Genomic DNA, 25,726 nt, shown 5'->3' on the forward strand with positions numbered 1-25,726 from the left:
TCAGTGACGGTGCCGCCGGTCGCCTCAGTGACCGACTGGTCATCCAGCGAGGTGAGGGTCGGCGCCGAGTCATCCACGCCGGTGATGACGATGTCGACCGTGGTGGTCGAGCCATCGCTGAGCTCGACCACGAACGACTGGCTGACAGTGTCACCGTCATTCAACCCCTGAACGACAGCGGCTTCGTTATCGAGGGTGTAGGTCCACTCCCCTGCCTCGTTGACGCTGAAAGTGCCGTAATCATCGCTTTGGGTGCCAGCGACAACATCAGTACTTTCGACATCGACAAGCGCGCCTGAAGCTTCGGTAACGCCATCCTCCGTTACCTCTCCAGAATCGCCGCCAATCAGGGCGCCCACGTCATTGCTGGTCGCGGTGTTGCCGGCCGGATCGGTGACCGAGGCCTCGACGCTGTACTCGCCTTCGCTCAGCGGCGTCTCGACATCGACGCTGTAGGAGCCGTTCTCGACGGTGGCGGTGACGGTCTGCTCGTTGCCGTCGCTGTCGGTGATGACCAGGGTGACGGTGCTGCCATCGTCGGCATCGGTGGTGCCGACGATGGTCGGCGTGGTGTCGGAGGTCAGCGCCGGGGCATCGACGGTCAACGCCGGCGCGCTCGCGTCGATCTCGCCCACGTCATTGCTGGTCGCGGTGTTGCCGGCCGGATCGGTGACCGAGGCCTCGACGCTGTATTCGCCTTCGCTCAGCGGCGTCTCGACATCGACGCTGTAGGAGCCGTTCTCGACGGTGGCGGTGACGGTCTGCTCGTTGCCGTCGCTGTCGGTGATGACCAGGGTGACGGTGCTGCCATCGTCGGCATCGGTGGTGCCGACGATGGTCGGCGTGGTGTCGGAGGTCAGCGCCGGGGCATCGACGGTCAACGCCGGCGCGCTCGCGTCGATCTCGCCCACGTCATTGCTGGTCGCTGTGTTGCCGGCCGGATCGGTGACCGAGGCCTCGACGCTGTACTCGCCTTCGCTCAGCGGTGTCTCGGCATCGACGCTGTAGGTGCCGTTCTCCACGGTGGCGGTGACGGTCTGCTCGTTACCATCGCTGTCAGTGATGACCAGGGTGACGGTGCTGCCGTCTTCGGCATCAGTGGTACCGACGATGGTCGGCGTGGTGTCGGAGGTCAGCGCGGGGGCATCGACGGTCAACGCCGGCGCACTTGCGTCGATCTCGCCCACGTCGTTGCTGGTCGCTGTGTTGCCGGCCGTGTCGGTGACCGAGGCCTCGACGCTGTATTCGCCTTCGCTCAGCGGTGTCTCGGCATCGACGCTGTAGGTGCCGTTCTCGACGGTGGCGGTGACGGTCTGCTCGTTGCCGTCGCTGTCGGTGATGACCAGGGTGACGGTGCTGCCATCGTCGGCATCGGTGGTGCCGACGATGGTCGGCGTGGTGTCGGAGGTCAGCGCCGGGGCATCGACGGTCAACGCCGGCGCGCTCGCGTCGATCTCGCCTACATCATTGCTGGTCGCGGTGTTGCCGGCCGGGTCGGTGACAGAAGCCTCGACACTGTATTCGCCTTCGCTCAGCGGCGTCTCGGCGTCGACGCTGTAGGTACCGTTCTCCACAGTCGCGGTGACGGTCTGCTCGTTGCCATCGCTGTCAGTGATGACCAGCGTGACGGTGCTGCCGTCTTCGGCATCAGTGGTACCGACGATGGTCGGCGTGGTGTCGGAGGTCAGTGCCGGGGCATCGACGGTCAGCGCCGGCGCGCTTGCGTCGATCTCGCCCACATCATTGCTGGTCGCGGTGTTGCCAGCCGGATCGGTGACCGAGGCCTCGACGCTGTACTCGCCTTCGCTCAGCGGGGTCTCGGCATCGACGCTGTAGGTGCCGTTCTCGACGGTGGCGGTGACGGTCTGCTCGTTACCATCGCTGTCAGTGATGACCAGGGTGACGGTGCTACCGTCTTCGGCATCAGTGGTGCCAACGATGGTCGGCGTGGTGTCGGAGGTCAGAGCCGGAGCATCGACAGTCAGCGCCGGCGCGCTTGCGTCGATCTCGCCCACATAATCGCTGGTCGCGGTGTTGCCGGCCGGATCGGTGACCGAGGCTTCGACGCTGTACTCGCCTTCGCTCAGCGGCGTTTCAGCGTCAACCGTATAGGTGCCGTTCTCGACGGTGGCGGTGACGGTCTGCTCGTTGCCGTCGCTGTCGGTGATGACCAGCGTGACGGTGCTGCCGTCTTCGGCATCGGTAGTGCCGACGATGGTCGGCGTGGTGTCGGAGGTCAGCGCGGGGGCATCAACGGTCAACGCCGGCGCGCTTGCGTCGATCTCGCCTACATCATTGCTGGTCGCGGTGTTGCCGGCCGGGTCGGTGACCGAGGCTTCGACGCTGTACTCGCCTTCGCTCAGCGGCGTCTCGGCGTCGACGCTGTAGGTGCCGTTCTCGACCGTCGCGGTGACGGTCTGCTCGTTGCCGTCGCTGTCGGTGATGACCAGCGTGACGGTGCTGCCATCGTCGGCATCGGTGGTACCGACGATGGTCGGCGTGGTGTCGGAGGTCAGCGCCGGTGCATCGACCGACAAGGACAGCACGACCTCTGTGGGCAGTGTCGGATCAAGATCCAGCCCCAGGCCATCTTCGTCCTCATCATTGAATTCCGGGTCGGTAAAGCCGCCCTCATATTCATAGGAGGTCCGTTCGACACGCCCTTCACGCCCCACCCCAGAGGCATCCAGGAAACCACTACGACTGCTGCCCGGCGCACCGCCACTCTCACCGGCTGCGGGAGCTTCCTGAATCGCGGTCGGGTCTTCGCCACGAGCGATCGCTTCGCGCAACGCTTCCACTGCCGGGTCAACAGGCGCTTCCCCACGCGACTCGGCCAGCAACACCTCAACGCCGATCGGCGCCCCCTGCGGCACCACAAGCTGGGTGCCGTCTTCCAGCACCACGATCGCGCCCTGCGGTGCGACCAGAGTGGCTGTTGGTTCAAGCGTCATTCCATTGACGACACGCTGCGCCTCGCTGGAGGAGGAAACAACAAGTACTGTGCCTTCTGTGCGGATGACCTGGACCATGGGGACATACTCCTACTGGGGAAAGGTGCTGCATCATGCTGCGAAGGGGGAGCGATGGCATGATAGACAAGAACGGATAGTTACATTTTGATACACAACAACACTTACCGCAACCTAGCAATTTTCAGTAGCGCTATCGCGCTGCAAGGATGAGATATCTAATTCGGAAAAACCTCTTTAAATCAATAAGTAACACTCATAAAAGTCATCATTGTGATTTAGCGAATCTTGCGAGACTGCACAGACCACTGGCGCCGAACACTACGCAAGGATGATGCTTCACCATGAGAACTCGCTAATACCGTAGCATCGTTGTATAGCCATTGTTCAATCAAATCTGCCAAATGTAACAATACTCTTACATTCTGCGGCTGCTGTTGGGCAATACGGCGCAAGTGGCTGCCGGGAGCCTCGCCCACGTGGGGGCCATGGCCCGTACGCTCCAGCCGCTTCACCAATCTGCGGTAGGCTCGCACACCTGCGTGCGCTGACACCTCACGACCCGACCACAACACCAGTGCCACGCCTGCCAGCACCACACTGGCCAGCAGCCCGAGCACACCCCAGACAAACCACTCCCAGCGGAAGTCACCAAACAGTCGCTTCCAGAGATTTCGCTGCTCGTCGAGACGGAACCCCACCACGCTGCGTTGCCAGCGGTATTCGAAACGCTCCCACTGCCGTCTCAGATCACTGAGCAATGAATTATTCAGCGTGAAGGCGCGCAAGCCAGCATCGGCCATGAAGCCCGGCTGCCCCTGCAGACTCAGCGCCCCCTGCGAGATTCGCTCGGGAGCCACCGCCGCGGTGGGATCAAATCGATGCCAGCGGCCGGCATGGAACACCTCGACCCAGGCGTGAGCGTCATACTGACGGATGCTCAATTCCTGCGGCCCACCGATGCCATCGCCTTGTGCCTCGCCGCCCAGATAACCCGCGACCATACGCGCCGGCAGTCCGGCAGCGCGCGCCAGAAAAACGCTGGTAGAGGCGTAATGGGTGCAATAGCCCTGCAAGCTGTCGAACAGGAAATCATCGACACGGCTGAGCCCCTCGAGGCGCGGTGGCGTCAGGGTGTAGTGGAAAGACTGGCGATTGAAATACTGGAAAAGGCGCTGCAGGAAGACCTGAGGATCTCCCCCCGACTCACTCATCAGATCGCGAGCGAACTCACGGGCACGCGGATTGCCATCATCGGGCAACAGCTGATCAAGGCGCTGCATCCATTGCGGAGCCGTTGTCGGTGGCGCGCCGGAGGAAGACATCTCCAACAGCTCGCGGGTATTGAGTGACGCCAGCCCCTCAAGGGTGCCGTCGATCAGGTAACGGGCCTCGCGGCTGGTCGTCAGTGGCGCGCCGAGACTCGGCCGCCAGGGGCGCGGGTCCGGCTCCAGCAGCAGCTCATAGCGATGACGCGCGACTTCCCCCTCCATACGCGTCCCGCGCTGAACGTAGCGTTCGGCCGGCCCGCCCAGTGCCTCCTGAAGACGCTCCGGCGTGGCGCGCGACCAGCGCACGCCATCAAACAGGCTCAGGGTATACACACGCCAGTAGCGCTGGGAGGTCGCCGGCAGTCCGTTGTCGAAACGCGCCCGAAACGCCAGGGCATCACTGCGACCCAGGGCGGCGATATCGCCGGGAGAGACACTGTCGGTAAGCCCCGTGGTGGCCTCGTTGAGCTGCGGCACGTTCCACAGCGGCGGCAGGCGGGGAAAGAGCACGAACAAGCCCAGCATCAGCGGCAGGGACAGCCCCATCAGCCAGGCCGTCTCCCGCATGGCCTCACGACGTTCGCGTGCACCGGCGATCAACACCAGCCCGCCGACCAGCCACGCCGCGGCCATGACCGAAGCCGCCGCCATCAAGGGCCCCTGGTCATGCAGGAAGGCCGCCGCCAGCACCACGAAACCCAGCCCGCAGACCACGCGACCATCGCGCAGGCTGTCCGTCTCCAGCAGCTTGAGCAGATAGATGCCGACCAGCAGGCCGATCATCGCCTCCAGGCGCAGCATCTGGCCGTATTCGAGAAACAGGCCCGCCGCGACCATTGCCACCGCCGCCAGTCGCAACAGGATGCCAGCGCGCGGAACTCGCGCCCGGAGTTGCTGAAAGCGCCACAACGCCGCCAGCAAGGCCGGCAGGGCAAGCCATACCGGCATCCACAGCACATGCAGCGCCAGCACCAGGCACTGGCCGATGAACAGGTGGCGCAGCTCCAGCCAGCCCAATGCCTGGTCAGGCGTCAGAGGTTTGCGCTGCCACCAGCGTCGTCTGGCGCTGGAGGAGGGAGAAGATGCGCCACTGGAGAGCTCGTCCTTTGAGGAGCGGCCCAGGGAGGCGCGTCCCGGGGAAGCCTTGGCTGTCGACAGGCTCATGCACTGCCCTCCTGACTCAAGGGACGACTCGCGCCGGCTCGCTCGGCGGCCTCACTGGCCGCCAGCTGGGCGGACCATGGCAACCTCTGCTCGCCGCCGAACAGCGTCAGCGCCTCAAGCACTCGACGGCGATGCGCCCCGCCGCTGGCGATGGCTAATGTCTGGCCCGGCAGCCGCAGACCATAGGTCGCCTGGGCGCCTTCCGCCGCCAGCACGCGTGCCGTGAGCTCCGAAAGCCGCTGCTCCATGTCGCCACGACAGGCCTCGTAATCCAGCCACAGCGAGGGACGCGCAGGCGTCTCGAAGCGCTTGGTAACCAGCTCGCCGCTGCGCCCCCAGTGCTTCCAGGCGATATGCGCTGGCGCATCACCCGGCACATAGCGGCGCAGACCGGCGAAATCGCCCTGCTCTATCTGCTCGAGCGTACGACGACTGCCCTGCGGGGTGGAGGGAAGCTCTGGCTGTGGATAGACGAGGACCGGCGTGTCGATCGCGACCCAGGCCCACAGGCGCACCAGTCCCAGTGGCCAGCGCGACTCCAGCGTCAGCGTCGGCAATGAGAACTGGCCACGCTGAAAGGCCGCCAGCTCCAGCGTCGCACTGCCTTCGCCGTCATGGATCTCGAGTCGCTGGCGCGCCTCTCCCAGTCGCACATCAATGGCATGCGAGCGAGCCCGACCGGTGAGGCGCACCATGACGCGCAATGTATTGCCCGCAAACGCCTCGCCATCGGCGATCAGCTGCACTCGCACACCCGCCAGATTGCGCCAGCTGCGAAAGATGCTGACCACTGCCACGGCGAACAGCCAGAAGGACAGACCATGCGCCAGCGAGTTCTCGTAATTGATCCCCAACAGCAGCAGCAGGATCACCAGCACCGCCCAGAACAGCCCGAAGGGCGTCGGCAAGATCATCAAGCGCGCATGATGAAGCGCCTCGCCTCCGCCAATCGACATCTTGCGCAGCATGCGGGCTTTCACGCGCGTCCATGCGCCGGGCTTCGCCACCTGGGTCATGCAGGCACCACCGCCACCTGCCCGAGCAGATGGCGCGCCACGGCTTCACCTTCGGCAACACTGCCTTCGCTGAGGCGGTGCCCCACGACGGGCGCCCAGACCGCTTGCACATCCTCCGGCAGCACATAGTCGCGTCCTGCCAGCAGTGCCCAGCCACGCGCAGCACTGGCCAGCGCCAGCACCCCGCGCGTCGAGAGACCATAGGCCACTTCCGGCGAGCTGCGCGTCGCCGCCACCAGCGCCTGCAGATAATCCAGCAGCGGGTCAGACAGACGCACACGGTCCACGGCGGCCTGCCACTCCTTGAGCACCGAGACGGGCAACAAGGGTCGCAGCGCCTCGATATGCTGACGCCCGGCATTGCCCTTGAGAATCTCGCGCTCGGCTGCGGGTTCCGGGTAGCCCAATGACAGCCGCATCAGGAAGCGGTCCAGCTGGGACTCCGGCAGCGGGAAGGTGCCGGATTGCTGAAGCGGATTCTGGGTCGCGATCACGAAGAACGGTTCTGGCAGGCGACGGGTCTCACCTTCCACCGTCACCTGACGCTCTTCCATCGCCTCCAGCAACGCGCTCTGCGTCTTGGGCGTGGCACGGTTGATCTCGTCCGCCAGCACCAGCGAGTGGAACACCGGGCCGGGATGGAAGCGGAAGTTGCCCTCACGCGGGTCGAATACCGACACGCCGAGAATGTCAGCGGGCAATAGATCGCTGGTGAACTGCACCCGCTGCATGTCCGCTCCGATCAGACGCGCCAGCCCCTGGGCGAGCGTCGTCTTGCCCAGCCCCGGCAAGTCCTCGATCAGGACATGACCACGGCACAGCAGACAACAGAGCGCCAGACGGATCTGGCGCGGCTTGCCCGCCAGCACGGTCGACAATGCGGCTTCCACCTCTTCCAGCTGCTGTGGCGATACCTTGGCATTCATGCAAAGACTCCAGAACAAAGTGGGGAGGAGGAGATGCGGCCATCACGATGGGCAGCACACGCCAGATGACGCAGGGCCAGCGGCGTTGCTGCCCAAGCTCGACAAGGAAAAGCGAAGATCATCGGCTCAGGCTCTCACTCAGAAAGCCTTCACGAATCAGGCGCTCAAGGGCCATACGGCTATCAGGCGTTGAAGGATGCAACGCAAGCGCATCGGCAGGCGTGACCCAGAAGGCATCTGCCACTTCTTCGGCCTGCAGCGTCAGCGGGCCATCGTAATGCACCAGATACGCACTGCCGAAGACATGGTTGGTCGCGTCGGTGTAGCAGAAATCGAAACAATGCTTGAGCGGCGCGCCGCGCACGCCAATCTCTTCCTCCAGCTCGCGACGGGCAGCCACCTGCACGGCCTCACCGGCCCCGACAACACCCCCACTGGCGAGGTCGAAATAGCCGGGGAACACTTCCTTGCTCAGGGTACGCTTCTGGATGCATAGCTCACCGCGGCCATTGAGCACGAATGCATAGGTGGCACGGTGCCAATAGCGGTAGCGTCGCATCAAGCGACGCGGTGCCGTGCCACAAGGGCGATTCTGCGCATCGACCAGCTGAATGATTTCGTCCTGGATCACCGTTCCCTGTTCCTTGCCTGTCCTTGAATCACTTCGATAGCCATCCGCGACGACCAACACCGCCGGATGGCATCGACCAATGCGTCCCACGGTAGCAGAATGCGACGAAGCTGCCTTCAACTGCGGCCCGGACACCTGCCTTCACACCCGGGTAACAGGCGACGCTCGCATTCGTGCAAACCACCTAAAACAGAACCCTCTGCAATAGCCTCTACACTAGAGGCCATCGACGTCAGAAAACACCACACTGGCATCATGGACCGCTCCCATGGTCATTCTCTTTACACACCGACACAGGAGATGCGCACAGCATGAGGCAACCTCGCCAGGGACATGGCGCGCCGCGACGCGCCGGACAGATATCGGCTGGCCTGACCGCCCTTCGCACCATCGCCAGCACCGCCAGCAGATGGCTGGCGACGCTAGCCCTGCTCTCCCTTGCCACGGTTCACGCCACTGCGCAGGAGCCCCCATCCGCCTCCCCCCATGTCGAGCAAGCCTTTGCGCTACCGACGCCACCGGGTGCCACGACCGGGGCCGCCTACCTGACACTTTCGATCGCAAAGGGCGATGCCATGCTGACAGGCGCCAGCACGCCGATGGCCGCCACGGTCGAATTGCACAGCATGCAAGTCACGCAAGAGCGCATGCAGATGCACAGAATCGAGCAACTGGCGATTTCCCCTGACGCGCCGCTGACGATGGCTCCCGGCGGCGGCCCCCACCTGATGCTGATCGGGCTGACGCAGCCACTCACTGCAGGCGACAAGCTGCCGCTGACGCTGCATTTTCTGGCGAGACCTGACACGAGCCTTGAGGTCTCGGTCAAGGACTACGCCGAGATGATGTCGCTCAGTGAGTAACGCCATCGGTGCATACGCCTCTATCGACAAACACCTCTATCGACAAACGCCTCAACCCGCGAAACGCGCATGCAAAACGGCCCTGACACAAGGTGCCAGGGCCGTTTTCTCAAGAAGCGCCAGAGCCTCACCGGGCTGACAGGCTGTCTCAAAGCCCCCAGACCACCCGCAACGCCAGCCCCAGCAACACCACGCCCGTCAGACGGTTGATCCACATCGCGCGCGCCTGCAACCAGGGCAGCACCCGCGAGTGCGACAGCACCAGTGCCACCAGCACATACCAGAGCCCGTCGATGCCCATGGCCGTCACGACGACCAGCCACTTGCCCGACTCGCTCATCTCCGGCGTGATCAACTGACTGAGCAGCGCCACGAAGAACAGGATCAACTTGGGGTTGGCCAGCGCCACCATGAAACCATCGCGTATCGCCATGGAACGGGACGTCGTGACGGCCTGCGCCTCCAGCGCTCCACCGCGACCTGCCCGCAGCGCCTTGAACCCCAACCAGGCCAGATAGACTGCGCCCAGCAGCATGATCGCCTGGAAGACGCCCGGATAATGAACGATCAAGGCGCCGAGCCCCCAGGCAGTCAGCGCGGCATACAACCCGACTCCCAGCGCATGACTGATACCGGCGGCGACCCCCGCACTCCTCCCGCCGCCCAGGGTATGGCGCAGCACCATCGCCAGACTCGGTCCGGGCGACATCGCCCCCATCGCGCATAGCGCAACCAGTGACAACCACAGATTCAGCGGCATCCAATGCATGAAGGTCATTCCATGTTCCAGTCAATTGGTGAAAGCGACACTGCGCCGGCCTCGGACATACACCTGGGGGATCACCTGACAGTAGCCCGGCGCTCGCGATGGGGCCCGCCCTACCCATCCGGCGCTGCTCAAGGGATGAGAGCATCGGGCACATACGACTCCCACCAAGTCTTCAGGCAGACGCAGTCGAGTGTATCAAGCGCCATGCTGATGCGGCAGCAGGCCATATGGACGACCTGGACATGCCCCTCACGATGGGTGTCACACGGGCTGGACAGTCCGCCCTCGAAGGCGGCCGTCGTGCATGGATTTATATGAGAACATAATAAAGTACAGAAATTTACACATTTGAAAACTTGTGCAACAAATTAGACATTGTACAAGTTTATGATAACCAGTAACGTCTGTACCGCTGCTCAGGAAGAGCGGCAGGTTCAGCGTAGTGACAGGCCAAGTGCACAGGAAGTGCAGCCAGGGACAGGCCCTGTCAAAGGATGACGCGCAGGCTTGGGGACTTCGCTCCTTAGCCAGGAAGATTCGTAAGCCTGAGCGGGTAGGTTTACGAATCTTCATGACTGGCAAGCCTGCGAGCTCAGGGAAAGAGAGCACTACGCTGAATGACACCGAATTCAGTCAGTTTCTGAAAGGTGTACAAGATTCTTGCGGGCCAGTAACGCCCGATCGCTGCTCAGGAAGAGCGGCAGGTTCAGCGTAGTGACGGGCCAAGTGCACAGGAAGTGCAGCCAGGGACAGGCCCTGTCAGAGGATGACGCGCAAGCATGGGAAGCTTCACTCCCCGGCCAGCAAGATCCATGAGTCTGAGCGATTGATTCATGGGCCTTGATGACTGGCAGGTTTGCGAACTCAAGGAAAGAGACCACTACGCTGCACCTCACCAGATTCAGTCAATTGCTGAGAAGGAGAGGAGACATGGAAGGGAAAGCTCAAGCCGCACTGTGTTGTCCGGCATGCTCCGGCCTGAAGATGGAGTATCAGTACCACACCCCATCGGCCGACCACCTGGTGCACTGCCAGGATTGCCATGAATACGTCGGCATGTGGTTTACCCTGCGCCAGGAACTCGCGATCCAGAACACCCGCATCGCACTCCTCGCCCCCTCCCTCGCCAGCAACAGCATCTATCGACGCGTGAAGAGCGTTCCACAACAGGCGTGAGCCGCCGACTGGATGCACGAGACACAGGAAAGCCCCGACATTCGTTCGGGGCTTTCCTGTGTCTGGGCCCCTGCCGTCACGTACAGAGCACAGACAAGCAGCTGCCATCGCCAGCGCCATGACAGGCGAAGCGTGAAGGAATAAGCAAGGACTGGTATTCGGGGCAGAGACAGAGAGCGAGCGAAGAACCACAAGGGAGATGAATCGGCGGGAGCCAGAAACGCAAAAAGCCGCTCGAAAGCGACTTTTTCAATTCTGGTGCCGGTGGTCGGACTCGAACCGACACGCCTATTAAGCGGCGGATTTTGAATCCGTTTTTGATGGATCTCGGGTCACGCTGGCAGCGGGCCTTTCGAGGTAAATCAATAGCTTGTGGCATTCCATGATTCACACTGCCTCCGCCTTTTGGTCGCAGTCTGCGACCAAACTGCGACCAAACTATGGCACGATTCCAGCCGGCCTCACACCTCGACCACCACCATCGGCAGGCTCGGAGCCACGCCAATGACTTCATATTGCTCTCTAGTACTAATCGCACAGCAAAGAGCATCAATTACAATCGAGAAAAAACTGAAAATTAACTATGTTTCATCGTTATCAGTTATATCATCTGTATCAAAGTGGTAATTTTCGATATCCCCTACACTTATTAAAGTCCCTCTAACAAAATCATTATTTGCCTCATTAAAGACAGCAGAGTACTCCACCTCTACACGCTTACTCATATTCTCCCAAAAAGCTTCTTGTAACTTAGCTTCTTTTCTACCGCCCAAGTATCCCATGTTATACTGTATGGTAATTTGGCGTCCAAAATGATTAGAATAAAAACTAACCGAAACAATTTGGCGACTAACGATTCTTCTAACCTGTTCAACAATCACAACTTCAGAAATTGAGCTAGAGTCTGAAGCAACAGGAGTTCCGCTACTTATTTTTTGGATATCTTCTTTGCTAAGCTCTTTACCCGAATATTTTATCCTATCAGCATCATCAACTGACCGAACAATGTTAATATGTCCTTCATTCATATGCCCTTCAAAAGAGTTTACAGTATCCTTCACATGCGGATCGGATTGCTTAGCCTCCGCAACAAGCTCACCAATTTTCTCCGCATGCCTGTACGCATCACTCTGACTCTCTTGGTTAATCCTAGCCATTTCTAATTGCTTATTACTTTCTAGGTACGAGTCAAATGCATAGCATCCTGCAGCCAAGCCTCCTAAAAAAACCACTAGCCCTACTACTTGATTGGAAGTCATATTTTTAAACCTATCCTCGACACCCTGTGCTATCGCATCAAATATCTTTCCAAGCCCCTCAGTCAAAACATCAGAACAACCCTCAGAAATCTTAAAGGTTACTGAATCGAAAAGAGCAATATCCTCTTTCTTTAATTTCTGAAGATTACTTGTTCCATATTTGATCTCTGCATATGCACGTTTCAAGTGATACACATAGTCATATAATGACTTTGCAAGACTTGGCGTTATTGTGCCGTGATACTTATCACCTTCAATTTTTATACTCAGAATAGGCCAGCTAGAAAAATCAAGATTTTTTATGTCTATTTCTTGATCTTGATTTAGCAATAACGCAACTTCTTCAAGCCCTGTAACTTTGATCTTACCGTCATCCATGATAGCAAACCTTTCTAAACTCAATGGCTAATAAAACTGCACGTAAAATCAGAATACCTCTATTAGCCCTCATTTTCCAAACCCTTTACACCTCGACCACCACCACCGCCAGACTCGGAGCCACGCCAGTGATCCGGTCCCCCTCCACGTAGACCATGCTACCCAGCTGGGCATCGCCCTGGCAGATGCGCACCCCACCCCCTACCAAATCCACGCGAACACGCGAGCCGCTGACGCTGACGCTGATCACCTCCCCTACCTGGCGTGGCATGGTCGGCAGCAATGCCAGCAAGCGGCGATATGGATTGGCCATGCTATCCCCCTCCTTTTCTTGAATTGATACCACCTGACGCCATCACGGATGGCATATTTACAGTTTAATGACATGAAGTAGACTCAAACTATATCCAGATTAACTTTTTCCATATTTCTTTAAAGTTGACATTGCGACCAAAAATCAATCCATGAAAATTAGGTCTTGATAGCCTTATCTCCTTTTGTACTTCATTCAAAAAGTCACAAACATCTTGAAGATCATCAGGGGCTTTTACCTTATATCTTCCTAGCCCGCTCTCTACTTTATTTATGGAGTTTGCAATACCATTATGACCTTTTCTAATTAAAGCACTCGAAAGTGAGAGCAAAGCCCCCTCATCTTTGGGGAAATAAATCAACACCTTGTTATCTCTCTGCATATAACCTATCTTACCAATATATTTTAAAGCATCATCCCTCAAGCTTTTATATTCAGAATAGTTCATAATAAACCATCCTGAAACAAGCCCACTAAATATACCAGTAACAATACTAACAACAACACTAGCAACTATACTTTCGACACATTCCATAACATATCCTTTTTATTTCCCTTCCCAAAACACAAAATTTAAATGACATATCAATTAAATCATCTACAAAATAAATTTTTGCAGTTCAACAGACTGGCGCACGCTCAGGGCACGCCCCTGCAGGCTGGCGCTGACGCTCACGCCCCGCGAGACACCACGCCAGCCATCGCACTCGATCATCATGCCAGGCAGCAGCAGGCCGCCCAGAGAGGCCGCCAGGGGCATCTGCAGGCTCTCGGTGCTCTGGCGTAGGGTAGCGGCCAGCTCAGCGATCCCGCGCGACTGCGCCGGTGCCTGATCGGTGATCAGCGAATCCACCACGGTGGGTGCCAGCTGATCGCCGGCGGTGCCCTGCCGGATGACCTGGGCCTGAATGCCGCCGGTATCACCATGCAGCCACACGGCATTGCGGGCATCACCTGGCTGCTGATCACTCCCCAGCTGGGTGATGATGTCACGGGGCACCGCCAGATCAACCTCGCTCTCAGCCCAGCGCCAGGGCGCTGCCTCGAAGCGGGGCGCGACAATGATGGTCTGATCCTGCTGGTGGGCCTGCACATAGCCGCCGGCCGCCTGAGCGATCCGCGAGATGGCGTCGATGGGCGCGAGGCTGTCATAGCTCCACGCGCCGGCGGGCACCACCCAGTCAGTCATGCGCCAATCCAGTGACCAGCCCTCTGGCAGCTCAGCACGGGCGAGCTGCGAGGCAGTGGCCTGGCTGTCCTCGGTGTAGCTGCGCGCGGTGGCGTAGGGCGCGCCCAGGTACGCCGCAAGCGAGCGGCCGCTGATGGTCACGCTATGGCTCTGCCAGCTCTCAGAGCGTCGCCAGCCATCCACCAGGCACCGCCACTGCTGCCCGTTGATCTCGGCCATCACCTCCACCGGCTGGCCATCGGTACCGGTCACCAGCGCTTGAGCGTCACGCCCTGCCAGGCCGGCAGAAAATGACCATGCCCAGCTGTCAGCGTCGATGCTGAGCGTCATCTGGGTGGCCGGCAGCTCCAGGCCATCGGAGAGGCGCACCAGGCGCGCGGAGTTTTGCACGATATAGAGCCTTTTGACGGGAATGGTCGGGGTGGGTATCTCACACGTCAGACCGAACTGCAGCACCCACGGGGCGCTCGGCATGGCGTGGCAGAATTGCAGGGTCGTGCCACCCTCCACCGGCTCGAGCACCGGCGGCTCAGGCGGATCTGGCGGCAAGTCGAGGCCAGGCGGTGGCCGGCGGGCCTCCTCCCAGGGCACGAGCCAGTCATCGCCAGTGGTGCGCCCTTGCTGATAGGGCACATCCATCGTCACCGGCTCGAGGGTGCGGGCCTCCTCATAGCGCGAGCGCCGGCGGGCATCTTTGCGGGGTGGGTGCTGGTAGCCGCTCGAGCGAGCAGCCGCGATGCCCTGCCCCTGCTCCCATACCGGCCGCGATGCACGGCGGACACGCGGCAGCTGCAGCCACTGGCTGCCACTGAGGGTGCCCAGGATGCGCTCGGCCTGCTCCCACTGCGAGCCACTGGTGGCATCGGTGCGGGGGCGGGCAGACCACTGGCCACCCTGGCTGGCCGCAAGCGTTGCGCCCTGCTCGAAGCCTGACGCGGTGGCACCATAGGGGCGAGCAGGCTGCTCCCAGCGGGTGCTGCCCTGGGCCTCGAGCGGGACCGCGTTCTCGAAGCGGGCACCGGCACTATCTGATGGCCCTCGAAAGACATTGATCTCGCGGGTCAGCGCGACATCGACCACCGCCGGCGCACCCAGCGTGGCCACCAGCGAAAGGCTGACACCATGCTCGACGCGGATCTCTGCCGCCACCGGCGGCGCGCTCGCCTCCAGACTGAGCGACTGGATCAGCTCGAGCTGCGCGCGCACGGTGGCTGCTGGCATCACCAGGCTGGCCGCGATCTCGATGGCACTACCCTGGGCGAGTCGAGCATAGACTGATGGCGGCGTCAGCTGGGCATCGAGCACCAGATCGCGCGGCAGCTCCACCGCCTCAGTGGCACCGCCGAAGCCAAGCACGACATTGCCACCCGCCGGCGGCGCATAGTCACCGGCGAACAGCAGCAACAAACCAGGATCACCACCCAGGCGCAGCTCGAGGGCGCGCGCGCTCCAGGGCGCTAGCCCTTGGACAAACTGCAGCCTGATCTCTTTCACGGTGCCCCCTAGCCCTCAGCGAATACCATGCGGCTGATCCGCGTCAGTATCCCGCGATAAATCGTTGTCGAGCTGATGGTCACGTCAGCGCCTGATCCCTCGATGCCGACATCCAGATCCATCACCCACGCACCCGCGCCATCGACCAGGCGCGACCAGGTGGCCTCGCCATCAGCGTCGGCCATCACCTCCTCAAAGGCTGCCCCCGTCAGGACGCCGCCAGAGAGATCGGCGGCGAATGGCTGGGGCACCTCCAGCGTGGCCAGCGCCACCTGATCGGTGACGGCAGCGCCAGGCGAGGGTCGGGTGCCGGAGTACACAACGAATGACGCCGGCGAATCGCCGGCATCTATCGCGCCGGCGATGGCCGCCAGGCGCGCATTTTTCACGCTTGTCGAGAAGCTGATCACGGGCTGTCCTCCACCTCAGAATGCACATTGTCTGACACGACAGCGTTTTGCTGCAGGGTGTGATCGAAGGCCATCACGTAGAACGCGATGCGTGTGTCGAGGTCAGTAAAGCGGTATTTGCCATCGGTCCCGCTCCACATCTCGCGCACAATGCGGCCAGTGGCGCGCTCATGCACCCGCACCCGCCGGCTGACGGGCTGGGCCTGGATGTCCAGCACGGTGCCGGCGATCACGCCACGGCGCTCGGGTATGGGCAAAACGCCCCCAGGGTTGGCCGTATTGGCCGCCCCGCCGCCGAACATGAGATCCGCCACGTAATAGGCGTCTGAGGTGAAGCCATCCCGAACGCTGAGCGTTCCGTCGAGGTTTACCGCATCAGGGTTTGGAATCCCGCCGAAGTCTTCAACCAAATAAGTCGATAATGAGTCAAAGTATTTTATATCGACTGACATTAACTCTATTTCTATGCGGTCAATAAAGACTGCATCCTCGCCCATTTCAACTGTGATATTTTTGAAATAACGAAGCTCGACAACATCACGACTTAATTTATAGCCTGGCAAGGTTTCTTTTTGCCAATCAACCTCATTGGCATACCCACCTACTACATCGCCATCCACGTAGAAGACATTATGTGAGCCATAGGTGCTTTTCCTAAAGTAAAAGCTAACAATAGCACCTTGATTTTTGGGTATTAAGCCTGACAAATCGAGATAGGAATATCTATTCCCCGTCTCATCCATAGGCGGCGATCTAAGCGTATGGCTACCATCATAGGCGGGCTGCTCGCCCTCGCTCGTCACTATCCAATCGCCCGATATATAGCTGCGCCAGCTATCATCCTCGAAATCAATCGTAATATCCGGCATAAAATATGCCCCCTTATGACCAATGATCGAGATGGAAGCCGATCAAATACGGGCGATAATTATTTGTGATTGACCAATCCGTGAATGATCCTGATTCGTAATTCCCATAATCTCTGACAGTTGCCAGCATGAAAATAATTGGACGATTATCAAGGCCAGGCACATCGTCTATCACTTGCATATCATAGAAAGGCACGGTGCAAAGCGGCTGGACTATCCCAGGAAGGTATCCTCTAAGGGTCTGGTGAGCGCTTGTCCCTTGCAATTCTTCTCGAACTCCAATCTTACCAGACGCAACATGGAAACCATTGTCCGCAGGGTTTGGCGCGTCAAATGAGCCGCCTATCCTTTCACCATAGCCAAGTAAATTGAAGCTGGTAGACTCTGGGACTTGGCTATATTTTCTCGATATAGAGCGCAATCTTGAAACGTCTGCCTGGTTGAGCAGAAGGAAATCGTTATACATATCGTAGCCAGTGCTTGACCAGCCAGTTTTTGGGTCCAGCCCATTGAGTATAAAGTGATGGGCATCAGCGGGACGCACGCTATCGAAATTGCCTAGTACAAAAATCGCGCGCTTGCCTGATGCTCCATATGACAACGCGAGATATATCAGTTTACCATTGGTGATAAGGGTCCAATCTTTTCTGCCATAACTACGTACTGCATAACTCTCATTCCAATAGCGCTGCGATGCCGGCCACCATTGACTGATCGACTCCTGATAATCGGAGAGATCATTATAAATCTCGGCAACTGTCATTTTTACGCAATCTGCCGTCGAGGTAACATCGCTATTCGTCGGGTCATCATCCGTCATGATCACCACATGATCAGTGGCATCAGGCATGGTCGAGCGGAACGATGCTTGATAGGTGGCGGCATCCTCGTGGATGAACTCCCAGGACTTGGACGGGCTGGCCTTGATCTCCATGCTCTCGCCGGTCGCAGCGCCAGCGCTCGGGGCAGCGTCGGGGGCGAACGTCAGCCAGCCGGACCCCACGCTCACCACTCGCTGCTCGCCATTGTAGCCGGCCTGATCTGCACCGCTGATCTCGATCACCTGCCACGGCAGGAAGCCATGCCCAGTGCTTAGATTGACGGTGGCAAGGCCGGTGCCGCTATCAAACTCCATGCCGTCAATGGGCATGAGATTGAAGCCAGTAGAGAGGCAGGCTTTCATCAGCGCGATCATCTCGCCTGGCGTCTTGTCTGACAGCACCGGCGCGCCGCCCATGTCACTGCTGAACCACTTCACGGGAAAATCGGCCATTTGAACGTCTCCAGAAACAAGGCCGCCCAGCGAGTGGCTGGGCGGTTGAGGGATAGGGATAGAGGGTTGCGCCTGCCGGCTACGGTCAGGCGTTGGCGTTGCCACGGATCTGCAGCCTAAAGCTGTCTTGCTGGCCACTGGCCGGCCCCTGCAGGATCACGCGCGCCAGCCACATCGGGAAGGATGCGCCGATGGTCGAGAATCTGATCACGTTGCCATTCACCCAGCCGGCCCCGAAGCCGCCCGCCTTGAGCGTCCAATAGGGTACGCCCTGATTCGGGTTGGTAGGCGACGTGTCCTCATTGATACTGCCCACGCCGATCTCGCCCACGGTGCGGCCGATGATGCGAAACGTGCTCGAGCTGGTAAAGATCAGCGCCCAATCCTCAGTGATGGCCCCGCGATTGGTGATGATGGGCGGGTAGGTGGTCACGTTGTACTCGGCCAGGGTGCCATCTGCGCCATCGTTGTCGTCTTTGCTCCAGTCTCGATCCCAGCTCGAGAGATCGAAGAAATCAGCCACGCGCGCTTGCAGGTCGCCGGCCACCATCGCGGCGCTGACCAGCGTATCGCCGGCGGGGTAGTCGTGGCTCAGATTGCCCTTGAGCGTCAGCGCCCCCGACAGATCCACGTCACCCACCAGCAGCATGTCCTCGACGCGGTGCAGGGCGTACCAGGGTTCGGGGTGGGTGGCAGTGTCAGGCGCGGCGAGCTGCACGGTGCCGGCGTCGAGGTCTGCACTGTACTGGGTGGCTGGCACCTCCTCGCCGGTGGCGTCCTCCACCACCAGACTGGCCAGCCGCGAGCGGCCGACCTCCAGCGTGGTGCCGCCACCGATCCCCAGCGGGAACGGGGCGCGGCCGGTGTGATGCACCACCACAACGCCGCCGGCGCGATAGATGGGCACGCGGCCATCGCTGGGCAGGCGCACGGGGTCGATGCCGATCAGCTCAGCCTCGAGCGGCAGCGTGGTCAGAATGACGGCATTGAAGCGCGCGGTGCTCGGGATCACCTGGGTGGGCCGCCAGATCATGCCGGCGTCATCCACGGCGGTGGCGTCGTACCAGGATTCGGCGCGCTCGGCAGCGCTCAGGCTGTCATTGCTGACCAGCTTGCCGAAGGTGACGCGCACCACCCCCGTCTCGAAGCTGGCAGAGCCTGCCATCTCGTCACCCTCGATCTCTCCAGAGAGTGCCGCCTGGCCGGTGATCGAGCGGCCGTCGAGCGTCGTGGCCTGGATCAGCAGGCCACCCACCTGCAGCGGCGAGCCTGGCGTGCGGAAATACGCCTCATCGAGCGTCCAGGTGCCGAAGGTGCTCACCAGCGTTTTGACGGTGATGGTGGCGCTGGTGCCGCTCGGCCAGTCGGTGATGCGGGCATCGCCGGTGCCATAGTCGATGGTGCCCGCGAGAACGCCGGCCCCGTTGCTGGTGACGCTGCGATAGAGACTGCCCTGGCGGTCGATGAACGTATCGCCTCGGAAGATGAAAGACAGCGTGCCAGGCACGACGCTATCTTGCAGCAGGGGCATCAGCTCGACATCGAGCGGGGCGAGATCCTGGGTGATGGTGTGGGTGGTCGGGGCGGCGCTGTCCAGCTGGCTGGTCAGCCAGACGCTCGAACCATTCTCGAATACGTCGCGCTTTTCTTTGCTGCCCCACTTGCGATACTGGCTCGCAGCATTGTCGTCATCCCACTCTTTGACTTCTTTGATCTTCTCGACCTCGAAAGTCACCGCGCCGGTGGCGTAGTCGATGCTCCCCTCCCATCCACCATTGAAGCCGCCACGGCCATCATCGGTGATGGTGTAGGTGACATCGGCCTCGCCCCCGCTCTGCTCCACCCATTCGACGGTGCCATTGCGGGCACTGGTCCGCGACTCGTTCTCGCTGCTCGACCAGGTGCGCACCACTGCCCAGGTGATGGCCACGCTGCCAGGGCGCACCGGCGCATCACTGATGCTGAGGCTGACCAGGCCGGCCCCGTTGGCAGACGGCAGGAATTGCTCGGTTTTCGGTGCCCCGTAGTCATACTCGATCTCGACCTGGGTGCTGGCATCTGGGAAGGCGTCGCCATTGAACTCGACATAAGCCTCGCCAGGCTGGGGCGAGCCACTGCCGTCGGCATAGCCATAGACCACGCGGCCGGTGGCTGCGCCGCTGAGGCTCCCCAGGCCATCATCGGTGGCCGTCTGCTCGCTGCCGCCAGAGATCCAGCGCACGGTAACGCTGCCAGGCATCACGCCGGCGTGATCGAGCACGAACGTCATCCAGGGTTTGTCGATGGTGGCCTGGCCGGCGCGATCCTCATAGTGGGCCGGCGTGCCCCAGCTGAACAGCACCGAACTGCCGACATCAGGCAGGCCGCCCAGCGTCACGCTGACAGATCCGGTGGCGTAGTCCACGCGCCCCGCCCCGCTGCCGCTGAGATCGCCATTGGCATCTGAATCGCGCAATTCATACCACTTGCCCAGCGAGCGATAAGCGATCACCACGCTGCCAGGTGCCGGCAGCGGGTCCAGGCGGCTGACATAGGTGAAGCCACGATTATTCAGCTCGATAGCGATCTGGGTGGTGCTGGCGATCTGCGCCACCTCGAAGGTCGAGCCACCGCTGCTGACGCTGATGGTGGCCGTGCCGCCCACCTGCACATCGGTCACCGCCTGCTCGGTGGTGGTCGCCGGCACAAGCGGCGCATAGGTGCTGGCCACGGTGACGCTATTGGCCTCGAAGGTGGCCGGCTGGGTCAGGGTGCTGACGCCATAGTAACGGGCGGCATCGGTGCTCTGCCCCTCGCGGATCACGGTGTCAGGGTTCACGGTGCCAGGCTGGGGCTGCACGCCATAGACGCGCTGGCGCAGCGCGGTCGAGATCCCCAGGGTCAGCACGCGGCGCTCGAACGTCTGCACGTTGCTGCCATTCATGTACTCAAAGGTTCGGATCTCGTGATCTATCTCACTGATGCGCACATATTGGACCTCGCCGGCGGCATCGCCCTGCTCGGTCATCAGCGCCAGCACATCGCCCAGATCGGGCAGCGTGGCCTCTGGCATCTGGAAAGTGATGATGCTGCGCTGTCCGGCCAGCTGATCGCCCAGCAGCGTCATGCGCGAGGTCGCGCCGGCGGTCACATAGCTCTCGACATAATCGCGGGACTCGGCACGCTCATCAGACGGCGAGCCGGTATCGAACATCACGACGCTGACATTAGGATCAGCCGGCACCTGGTCAATGATCGCGTGCGCGCCGAAATATTGGGCGGTGTTGTCGGTCAGCACACCGGCCCCGACCTTGCGCAGCGAGGTGCGCCCCGCTGCACGATCGAGGTCAGAGATGTCATCAAAGATGTCATTGCTCGCGCCATCGGTCACGGGGCGGCCAGTCAGCCGGCCACCGCCATCGGCGTTGTCGGTCATGCGCTCGGACTGCAGGATGCGGATGTCGCCGCTATGGATTGTTTCGTCGGCCATTGGGCTGGCTCCAGCAAGGTGATGGGGTGTCAGACGGTGATCAGGCGCAGGGTGATGGTGTAGGGGTGATCGGCATCCTGGCTGCCGGCCGCAAGGCGCAGCACCTCAGACGCTGACACTGCCTCGCCGGCGGCGTGATCGAACACGCAATCGAAGGTCCGGCCATCACCCCACACCAGCACCATCGGGGTGTCAGCAGGGCGCGGCGTGGCGGCCAGCTCGGATAGCGCCAGCACGGTGGAGCGCGTCACCCAGGCACCGCCACCGCTGGCCAGCGTGATGGATCTGCCGGCCGCCTGGGCGCTCTCCTCGACCACCAGCGCGCCGGTCAGTGTGGGCGTCTGCACTTGCCCCACCCCGTGGCTGACCATCTCATCAGTCCACTGAATATCATCAGGCAGGGCGATGCCCTCTAGTGTCACCGGCATGGGTGTCTCTCTCGGTTATGGGGGTGATGCGGTATCAGCGGGCAGCGGTGCGCGAGGCGCGCGAGAGGGTGTCGAGCAGGGCGTCAGCCTCGCTCTCGTCCACCCCGTTGAGCGTCACCTGCTGATTGCCGATATTGAGATCCACCGCGACGCGGCGCTGGGCCTGCAGCGAGGTGGTCAGCTGGGTGGTGCGACCTTGGGCGGCCGCATTGTTCTCGCGCTGGGTGACCTCGCCGGCCTGCACCTGACGCTGAAGATCCGCCTCAGCCTGCAGCGCCTCCTGGCGTTCCTGCTCGCTCTGGGCCTGGATGTCCGCGAGGCGTAGGTCGTGGGCCTGCTCGGCCAGCCTCAGCGCCTCCTGGGCCTGGCTGATGGTCTGGGCATCGCCCAGGGCACGGGCCTTGTCCAGCGTCTGCTGCAGCTCGAGCTGCTGCTCCTGGTAGCGCAGCGCCTCGACCTGGGTGCTATCACCCTGCAGGCTGGCCAGCTCAGAGCGCAGGCTCGCCAGCGTGTCGCTCACGCTGTCAGAGAGCGAGTCCACCTGGCTGCGCACTGACTGGATGGCACCCTCGAGGCTCGACAGCGAGGCATCATCGAGCAGATCGAACTGCCGGCGCAGATCCTCGCTCGACATCCTCAGCAGCTGGGTGGCGCTGACAGCCTGGCCGGAGTCGGCCGCCAGATTGCGCAGGCCAGCACCTGGGTCGCTGCTGGATACCTTGCCCAACGCCTCGACCAGCTCAGTGGCCGCAAGCTGCTGCTTGCGGAACTCCAGCTCGACTAGCCCGCTATTGGCCGCCACCTTGGCCAGATACTTATTGACGCCCATCGGGTCCGCGCGGGTTTTCCATGCCACAAAGGCATTGCCCACGGATTCCTCGAGCTGAGCGATCTTGTCGCGCAGCAGATCCACAGTGCCGGTGACGCCGCTGCTGCCGGTCATGGCTGATTTAAAGGCGGTGCCGGCGCGAGCGCTCAGCGCCTGGGTGGCATTGGCCGCCTTGTTGTAGACGGCCGCCAGACCGCCCCCGATGGCACTGGCTCGCGCCTCCACATTGCTGATGGCTGACTGGGTGGCTGCCTCCTCCTCGGCCTGGGCCTCTCTGCGCGCATTCTGGATGATGCGCAGATTCTTGATCGCCTCGGCCTGGGTGGCAGCCTCCTGGGCGCGCTGCTCCTCGAGCGCGCTGGTGGTGTCATCAATGCTGGCCTTGTACTCGGTCCAGACGCTGCGCAGCGTACCGGCCCCCGCCACGCCATCTGACACCAGGCCGGCCAGCTTCTCGCGGATCGCGTCGAGCGCTTCGTCACCCTCGAGCTGCGATAGCGCCTCACCGAACGCGGTGCGCAGCTGCTCGCCGGTCAGATCGCCCTGGCGCGCCAGCGTGTCGAACGCCTCGATCACGTCCGCCTCGGCCTTGCTGATGCCGGTGGTCAGATCCTGCAGCGACAGCCCCAGGGTGTCAGCGGCTGCCTTGCCGCTGGCCTTGAGATGCTTCTCGATCAGATCCGCCCCAGCGACACCAGACTCGACCAGCTCCTCGAGCAGCGCGCGGAAGGCGGCCAGCCCTTTCTCTGAGCTGATCTCGTCTTGCGCCTTCTCGAAGGCGGCCGCGACTTGCTCGGCACTGACCTGGCCGTTATTGGCGAGCCGGTCGAATGCGTCGATTGCCTCAGTCTCGCCAGCCTCGATGCCGCTGCTCAGCTCCTCCAGCGAGGTTCCCAGATCCTCGGCTGCCTGGGCCGCTGCCTTGCCCTGGGCGCGAGTGGCGTCAGCCTGCCGGCGTTGAGTCTCGGCCAGTGACAGCATCTTGCCATCGACCACATCGGCACCATCGGCCAGCTTGTCGAGCTGATCAGCGGTAATGCCGGTCGCCTTGGCCTGCTCCTCCACCGCCTCGGTCGAATTGTCGAAGGCGTTTGCCGCAGCCTTGCCGGCCTCCATGGCCTGATCAAAGTAGCGCTCGGCATCCTTGTTGAGATCATAGAGCGTCTGCTCTGCCGCCTTGGCCTTGGCCTGGGCGTTGGCGACCTCCTTATCAGATGCAATGCCTACTTTATTCAGCAGCTCGAGCGACTTGGCGTTGAGCTGCAGGATGCCGGTGCTCAGCGACGCGACACCGGCGGTCACGCCGGCAGCGGCTGACTGCACCAGACGAAACGCCGCCACCAGGCCATTGCCCATCATCTGGCCGACATCGACCAGCGACTGCATCGAATCCGCGATCTGATCGCGGTTGTCGATAAAGCTGCGCACCCAGTCAGTGCCGATCTTGACCAGCCCACTGATCGCGGTGGCCAGCTCATCGACTAGCTTGGGGTTGTCTTTCAGCGCGTCATCGAAGGCATCGGCGGCACCTTCCACCGCCGGCGAGAGCTTGGAAAACAGTTGAGTGGCAATCCCCTGCAGGCGGGTCTGCACCCCGTTGATCGCCTCCTCAGTCTTGAGCAGGTTGGCGATCTGCTCGGGCGACATGATCAGCCCCATCTCGCTGGCCTGATCACCCAGCTGGCGCAGCAGTGCGGCGTTGTTTTCCAGCAGCGGCTGCAGGCGCGAGGCGTTGCTGGCCAGCCCCTCGAGGAAATTGATCTGGCTCGCCTGGGGCAGATCCTGCATCGCGTCGGCCAGGCGCAGGAACATCTGATCAGGGGCGAGATTGATCAGCTCCTTAGCCTCGATGCCCAGCCCCTCGAGCGCATCCATGGCATCGCCGCCACCATTCTCGAAGGCGTCCCCGATCTTGTCGGCCACATCCTGGAAGATGTCGCCAGCCTCGTCGGCATCCAGCCCCGCGCGCTCGAAGGCGTAGCGGTATTTTTGCAGGGCAACGATACCCACGCCGGTGCGCTTGCTGACGTTATCCAGCTCGCGCGCCAGATCCGCCTGCTCTGAGGTCATGCGAGCGGCAAAGCCAGCGACCAATGCGCCGCCTGCGACAGCCGCGCCGGCGGCCGCTTTGCTCCAATCGTTGAGCGCCTGACGGGCACGCCGCAGCCCCGTGCTGCCCTCCTCGGCTTGGTCGCCTGCCTGGGCGACTGAGCTGCCCAAGCCATTGAGCGCGTTCTGGGCCTCGCGGGCCTCGCGCGCCAGGCGCAGCTGCTCCTCGGAGAGATTGCCAGTGTTGATGCCGGCGTCAGTCAGGCTCTGCCCCAGCTGGGCGGCTTGCGCTGCCTGCTGCTCATACGCTGCGCCGGCGCGAGCGGCAACGGCACGCGCTTCGTTGAGGCGGTTCTGCTGGGCGATGCTGGCCTGGCCGCTGGCCTCGATTTCCTGCTCGAGCGCGCGCACCTTGTCGGTGGCTTTGTCCCACTCCTTTTGCGCCTTGCCGGTGGCAGTGGTGGCCTGCTGGAAGGCGCGCACCAGGGCGCGCTGATCCTCGAGCTGGTCCAGGTTGCCGCGTAGCTCCTCGGCATTGGCCGATAAGTCGCTGACACTATCGGCGGCCGCCTCAGTGCTCGGAGAAATCAGGTTTTTGGCCTTGAGTACCAGCTCAGCAGCGAGATCCGATAGAGCCATATTTTTCTCCAGACGTAAAAAAGCCCGTCAATTGACGGGCTCTATTCAGACAACTAACACATTAATGTTGTCTAGTATTAAGATCAATCACTGCTAGTGAAAAATCGGTAACATATAACCATGAAGCCAGGGCCAACCCGCTAATGAAAGCAGGGAAAGAATCTACAAAAAACTTTACTTCTGCTGGGACTCCTAACAACCCAACTCCAGAAAAAAGCATGAGCACCAGAGGCATAAACAAACACATTTTTAGTTTACTATTCCACTCTTGAACTAGCGCATTATGAAGTGGACCCCAGAATTCGGACCAGGCGCTAAGCTCTGATCATACCGACCAGG

18 protein-coding genes and 1 tRNA gene are annotated in these 25,726 nt (G+C 61.2%); 2 read left to right on the forward strand and 17 right to left on the reverse strand.

Features of this window, described 5'->3' with window-relative positions:
- From QD208_RS16600 to QD208_RS16620, 5 genes are all read right to left on the reverse strand, one after another.
- Positions 1 to 3,032 (reverse strand): retention module-containing protein (locus QD208_RS16600; RefSeq protein ID WP_279837492.1); only part of this gene is annotated, 3,032 nt, incomplete at its 3' end.
- Between the two features lie 218 nt (positions 3,033 to 3,250).
- A complete protein-coding gene (locus tag QD208_RS16605) occupies positions 3,251 to 5,407 on the reverse strand; it encodes a DUF3488 and transglutaminase-like domain-containing protein (RefSeq protein ID WP_279837493.1) in 2,157 nt (718 codons plus the stop codon).
- Positions 5,404 to 6,423: a DUF58 domain-containing protein gene (locus QD208_RS16610; protein ID WP_279837494.1), complete on the reverse strand. Its 1,020-nt coding sequence runs from the start codon at positions 6,421 to 6,423 to the stop codon at positions 5,404 to 5,406. Before QD208_RS16610 ends, QD208_RS16605 begins: the two co-directional genes overlap by 4 nt.
- Positions 6,420 to 7,349 (reverse strand): MoxR family ATPase, encoded by a 930-nt coding sequence (locus tag QD208_RS16615; protein ID WP_054556876.1) that lies wholly within the window; start codon positions 7,347 to 7,349, stop codon positions 6,420 to 6,422. Before QD208_RS16615 ends, QD208_RS16610 begins: the two co-directional genes overlap by 4 nt.
- A gap of 118 nt (positions 7,350 to 7,467) precedes the next feature.
- Positions 7,468 to 7,980: an NUDIX domain-containing protein gene (locus QD208_RS16620; RefSeq protein WP_225347259.1), complete on the reverse strand. Its 513-nt coding sequence runs from the start codon at positions 7,978 to 7,980 to the stop codon at positions 7,468 to 7,470.
- Positions 7,981 to 8,291: 311 nt separating this feature from the next.
- Between QD208_RS16620 and QD208_RS16625 the strand changes: the two genes are divergently transcribed.
- Positions 8,292 to 8,843 (forward strand): copper chaperone PCu(A)C, encoded by a 552-nt coding sequence (locus QD208_RS16625; protein ID WP_279837495.1) that lies wholly within the window; start codon positions 8,292 to 8,294, stop codon positions 8,841 to 8,843.
- 148 nt (positions 8,844 to 8,991) lie between these two features.
- Here QD208_RS16625 and QD208_RS16630 read toward each other — a convergent pair whose 3' ends face one another.
- Positions 8,992 to 9,603 carry a LysE family translocator gene (locus QD208_RS16630; protein WP_279837512.1) on the reverse strand — a complete coding sequence of 204 codons (612 nt, stop codon included), beginning with the start codon at positions 9,601 to 9,603 and terminating at the stop codon, positions 8,992 to 8,994.
- Between the two features lie 939 nt (positions 9,604 to 10,542).
- Here QD208_RS16630 and QD208_RS16635 point away from each other — a divergent pair.
- Positions 10,543 to 10,788, forward strand: coding sequence for a hypothetical protein (locus QD208_RS16635; RefSeq protein ID WP_279837496.1), 246 nt, complete (start codon positions 10,543 to 10,545; stop codon positions 10,786 to 10,788).
- A gap of 256 nt (positions 10,789 to 11,044) precedes the next feature.
- Here the strand turns inward: QD208_RS16635 and QD208_RS16640 are convergent.
- The 11 genes from QD208_RS16640 to QD208_RS16690 form a co-directional block, all read right to left on the reverse strand.
- Positions 11,045 to 11,130 (reverse strand) — tRNA-OTHER (locus QD208_RS16640).
- Positions 11,131 to 11,369: 239 nt separating this feature from the next.
- Positions 11,370 to 12,425, reverse strand: a complete 1,056-nt coding sequence (locus QD208_RS16645; protein WP_279837497.1) for a hypothetical protein — start codon at positions 12,423 to 12,425, stop codon at positions 11,370 to 11,372.
- Positions 12,426 to 12,510: 85 nt separating this feature from the next.
- Positions 12,511 to 12,738 carry a hypothetical protein gene (locus tag QD208_RS16650; RefSeq protein ID WP_279837499.1) on the reverse strand — a complete coding sequence of 76 codons (228 nt, stop codon included), beginning with the start codon at positions 12,736 to 12,738 and terminating at the stop codon, positions 12,511 to 12,513.
- Positions 12,739 to 12,826: 88 nt separating this feature from the next.
- The gene (locus QD208_RS16655; RefSeq protein ID WP_279837501.1) at positions 12,827 to 13,273 is read right to left on the reverse strand and encodes a hypothetical protein; all 447 of its coding nucleotides are present in this window, start codon (positions 13,271 to 13,273) and stop codon (positions 12,827 to 12,829) included.
- A 63-nt stretch (positions 13,274 to 13,336) separates the two neighbouring features.
- Positions 13,337 to 15,421 (reverse strand): hypothetical protein, encoded by a 2,085-nt coding sequence (locus QD208_RS16660; RefSeq protein WP_279837503.1) that lies wholly within the window; start codon positions 15,419 to 15,421, stop codon positions 13,337 to 13,339.
- 8 nt (positions 15,422 to 15,429) lie between these two features.
- The gene (locus tag QD208_RS16665) at positions 15,430 to 15,831 is read right to left on the reverse strand and encodes a hypothetical protein (protein ID WP_043336616.1); all 402 of its coding nucleotides are present in this window, start codon (positions 15,829 to 15,831) and stop codon (positions 15,430 to 15,432) included.
- Entirely contained in the window at positions 15,828 to 16,700 is an 873-nt protein-coding gene (locus QD208_RS16670; protein ID WP_279837504.1) for a hypothetical protein, read from the reverse strand. Before QD208_RS16670 ends, QD208_RS16665 begins: the two co-directional genes overlap by 4 nt.
- Positions 16,701 to 16,713: 13 nt before the next feature.
- The gene (locus QD208_RS16675; RefSeq protein ID WP_279837506.1) at positions 16,714 to 17,973 is read right to left on the reverse strand and encodes a hypothetical protein; all 1,260 of its coding nucleotides are present in this window, start codon (positions 17,971 to 17,973) and stop codon (positions 16,714 to 16,716) included.
- 85 nt (positions 17,974 to 18,058) lie between these two features.
- Positions 18,059 to 21,442: a hypothetical protein gene (locus QD208_RS16680; protein ID WP_279837507.1), complete on the reverse strand. Its 3,384-nt coding sequence runs from the start codon at positions 21,440 to 21,442 to the stop codon at positions 18,059 to 18,061.
- A gap of 29 nt (positions 21,443 to 21,471) precedes the next feature.
- Positions 21,472 to 21,870 (reverse strand): hypothetical protein, encoded by a 399-nt coding sequence (locus tag QD208_RS16685; RefSeq protein ID WP_175089188.1) that lies wholly within the window; start codon positions 21,868 to 21,870, stop codon positions 21,472 to 21,474.
- Between the two features lie 34 nt (positions 21,871 to 21,904).
- On the reverse strand, positions 21,905 to 25,387 hold the full coding sequence (locus tag QD208_RS16690) for a hypothetical protein (protein WP_279837510.1): 3,483 nt from the start codon (positions 25,385 to 25,387) through the stop codon (positions 21,905 to 21,907).
- Positions 25,388 to 25,726 lie beyond the last annotated feature (339 nt).

The sequence above is a fragment of the Cobetia sp. 29-18-1 genome, from assembly GCF_029846405.1.
GTDB lineage: Bacteria > Pseudomonadota > Gammaproteobacteria > Pseudomonadales > Halomonadaceae > Cobetia > Cobetia amphilecti.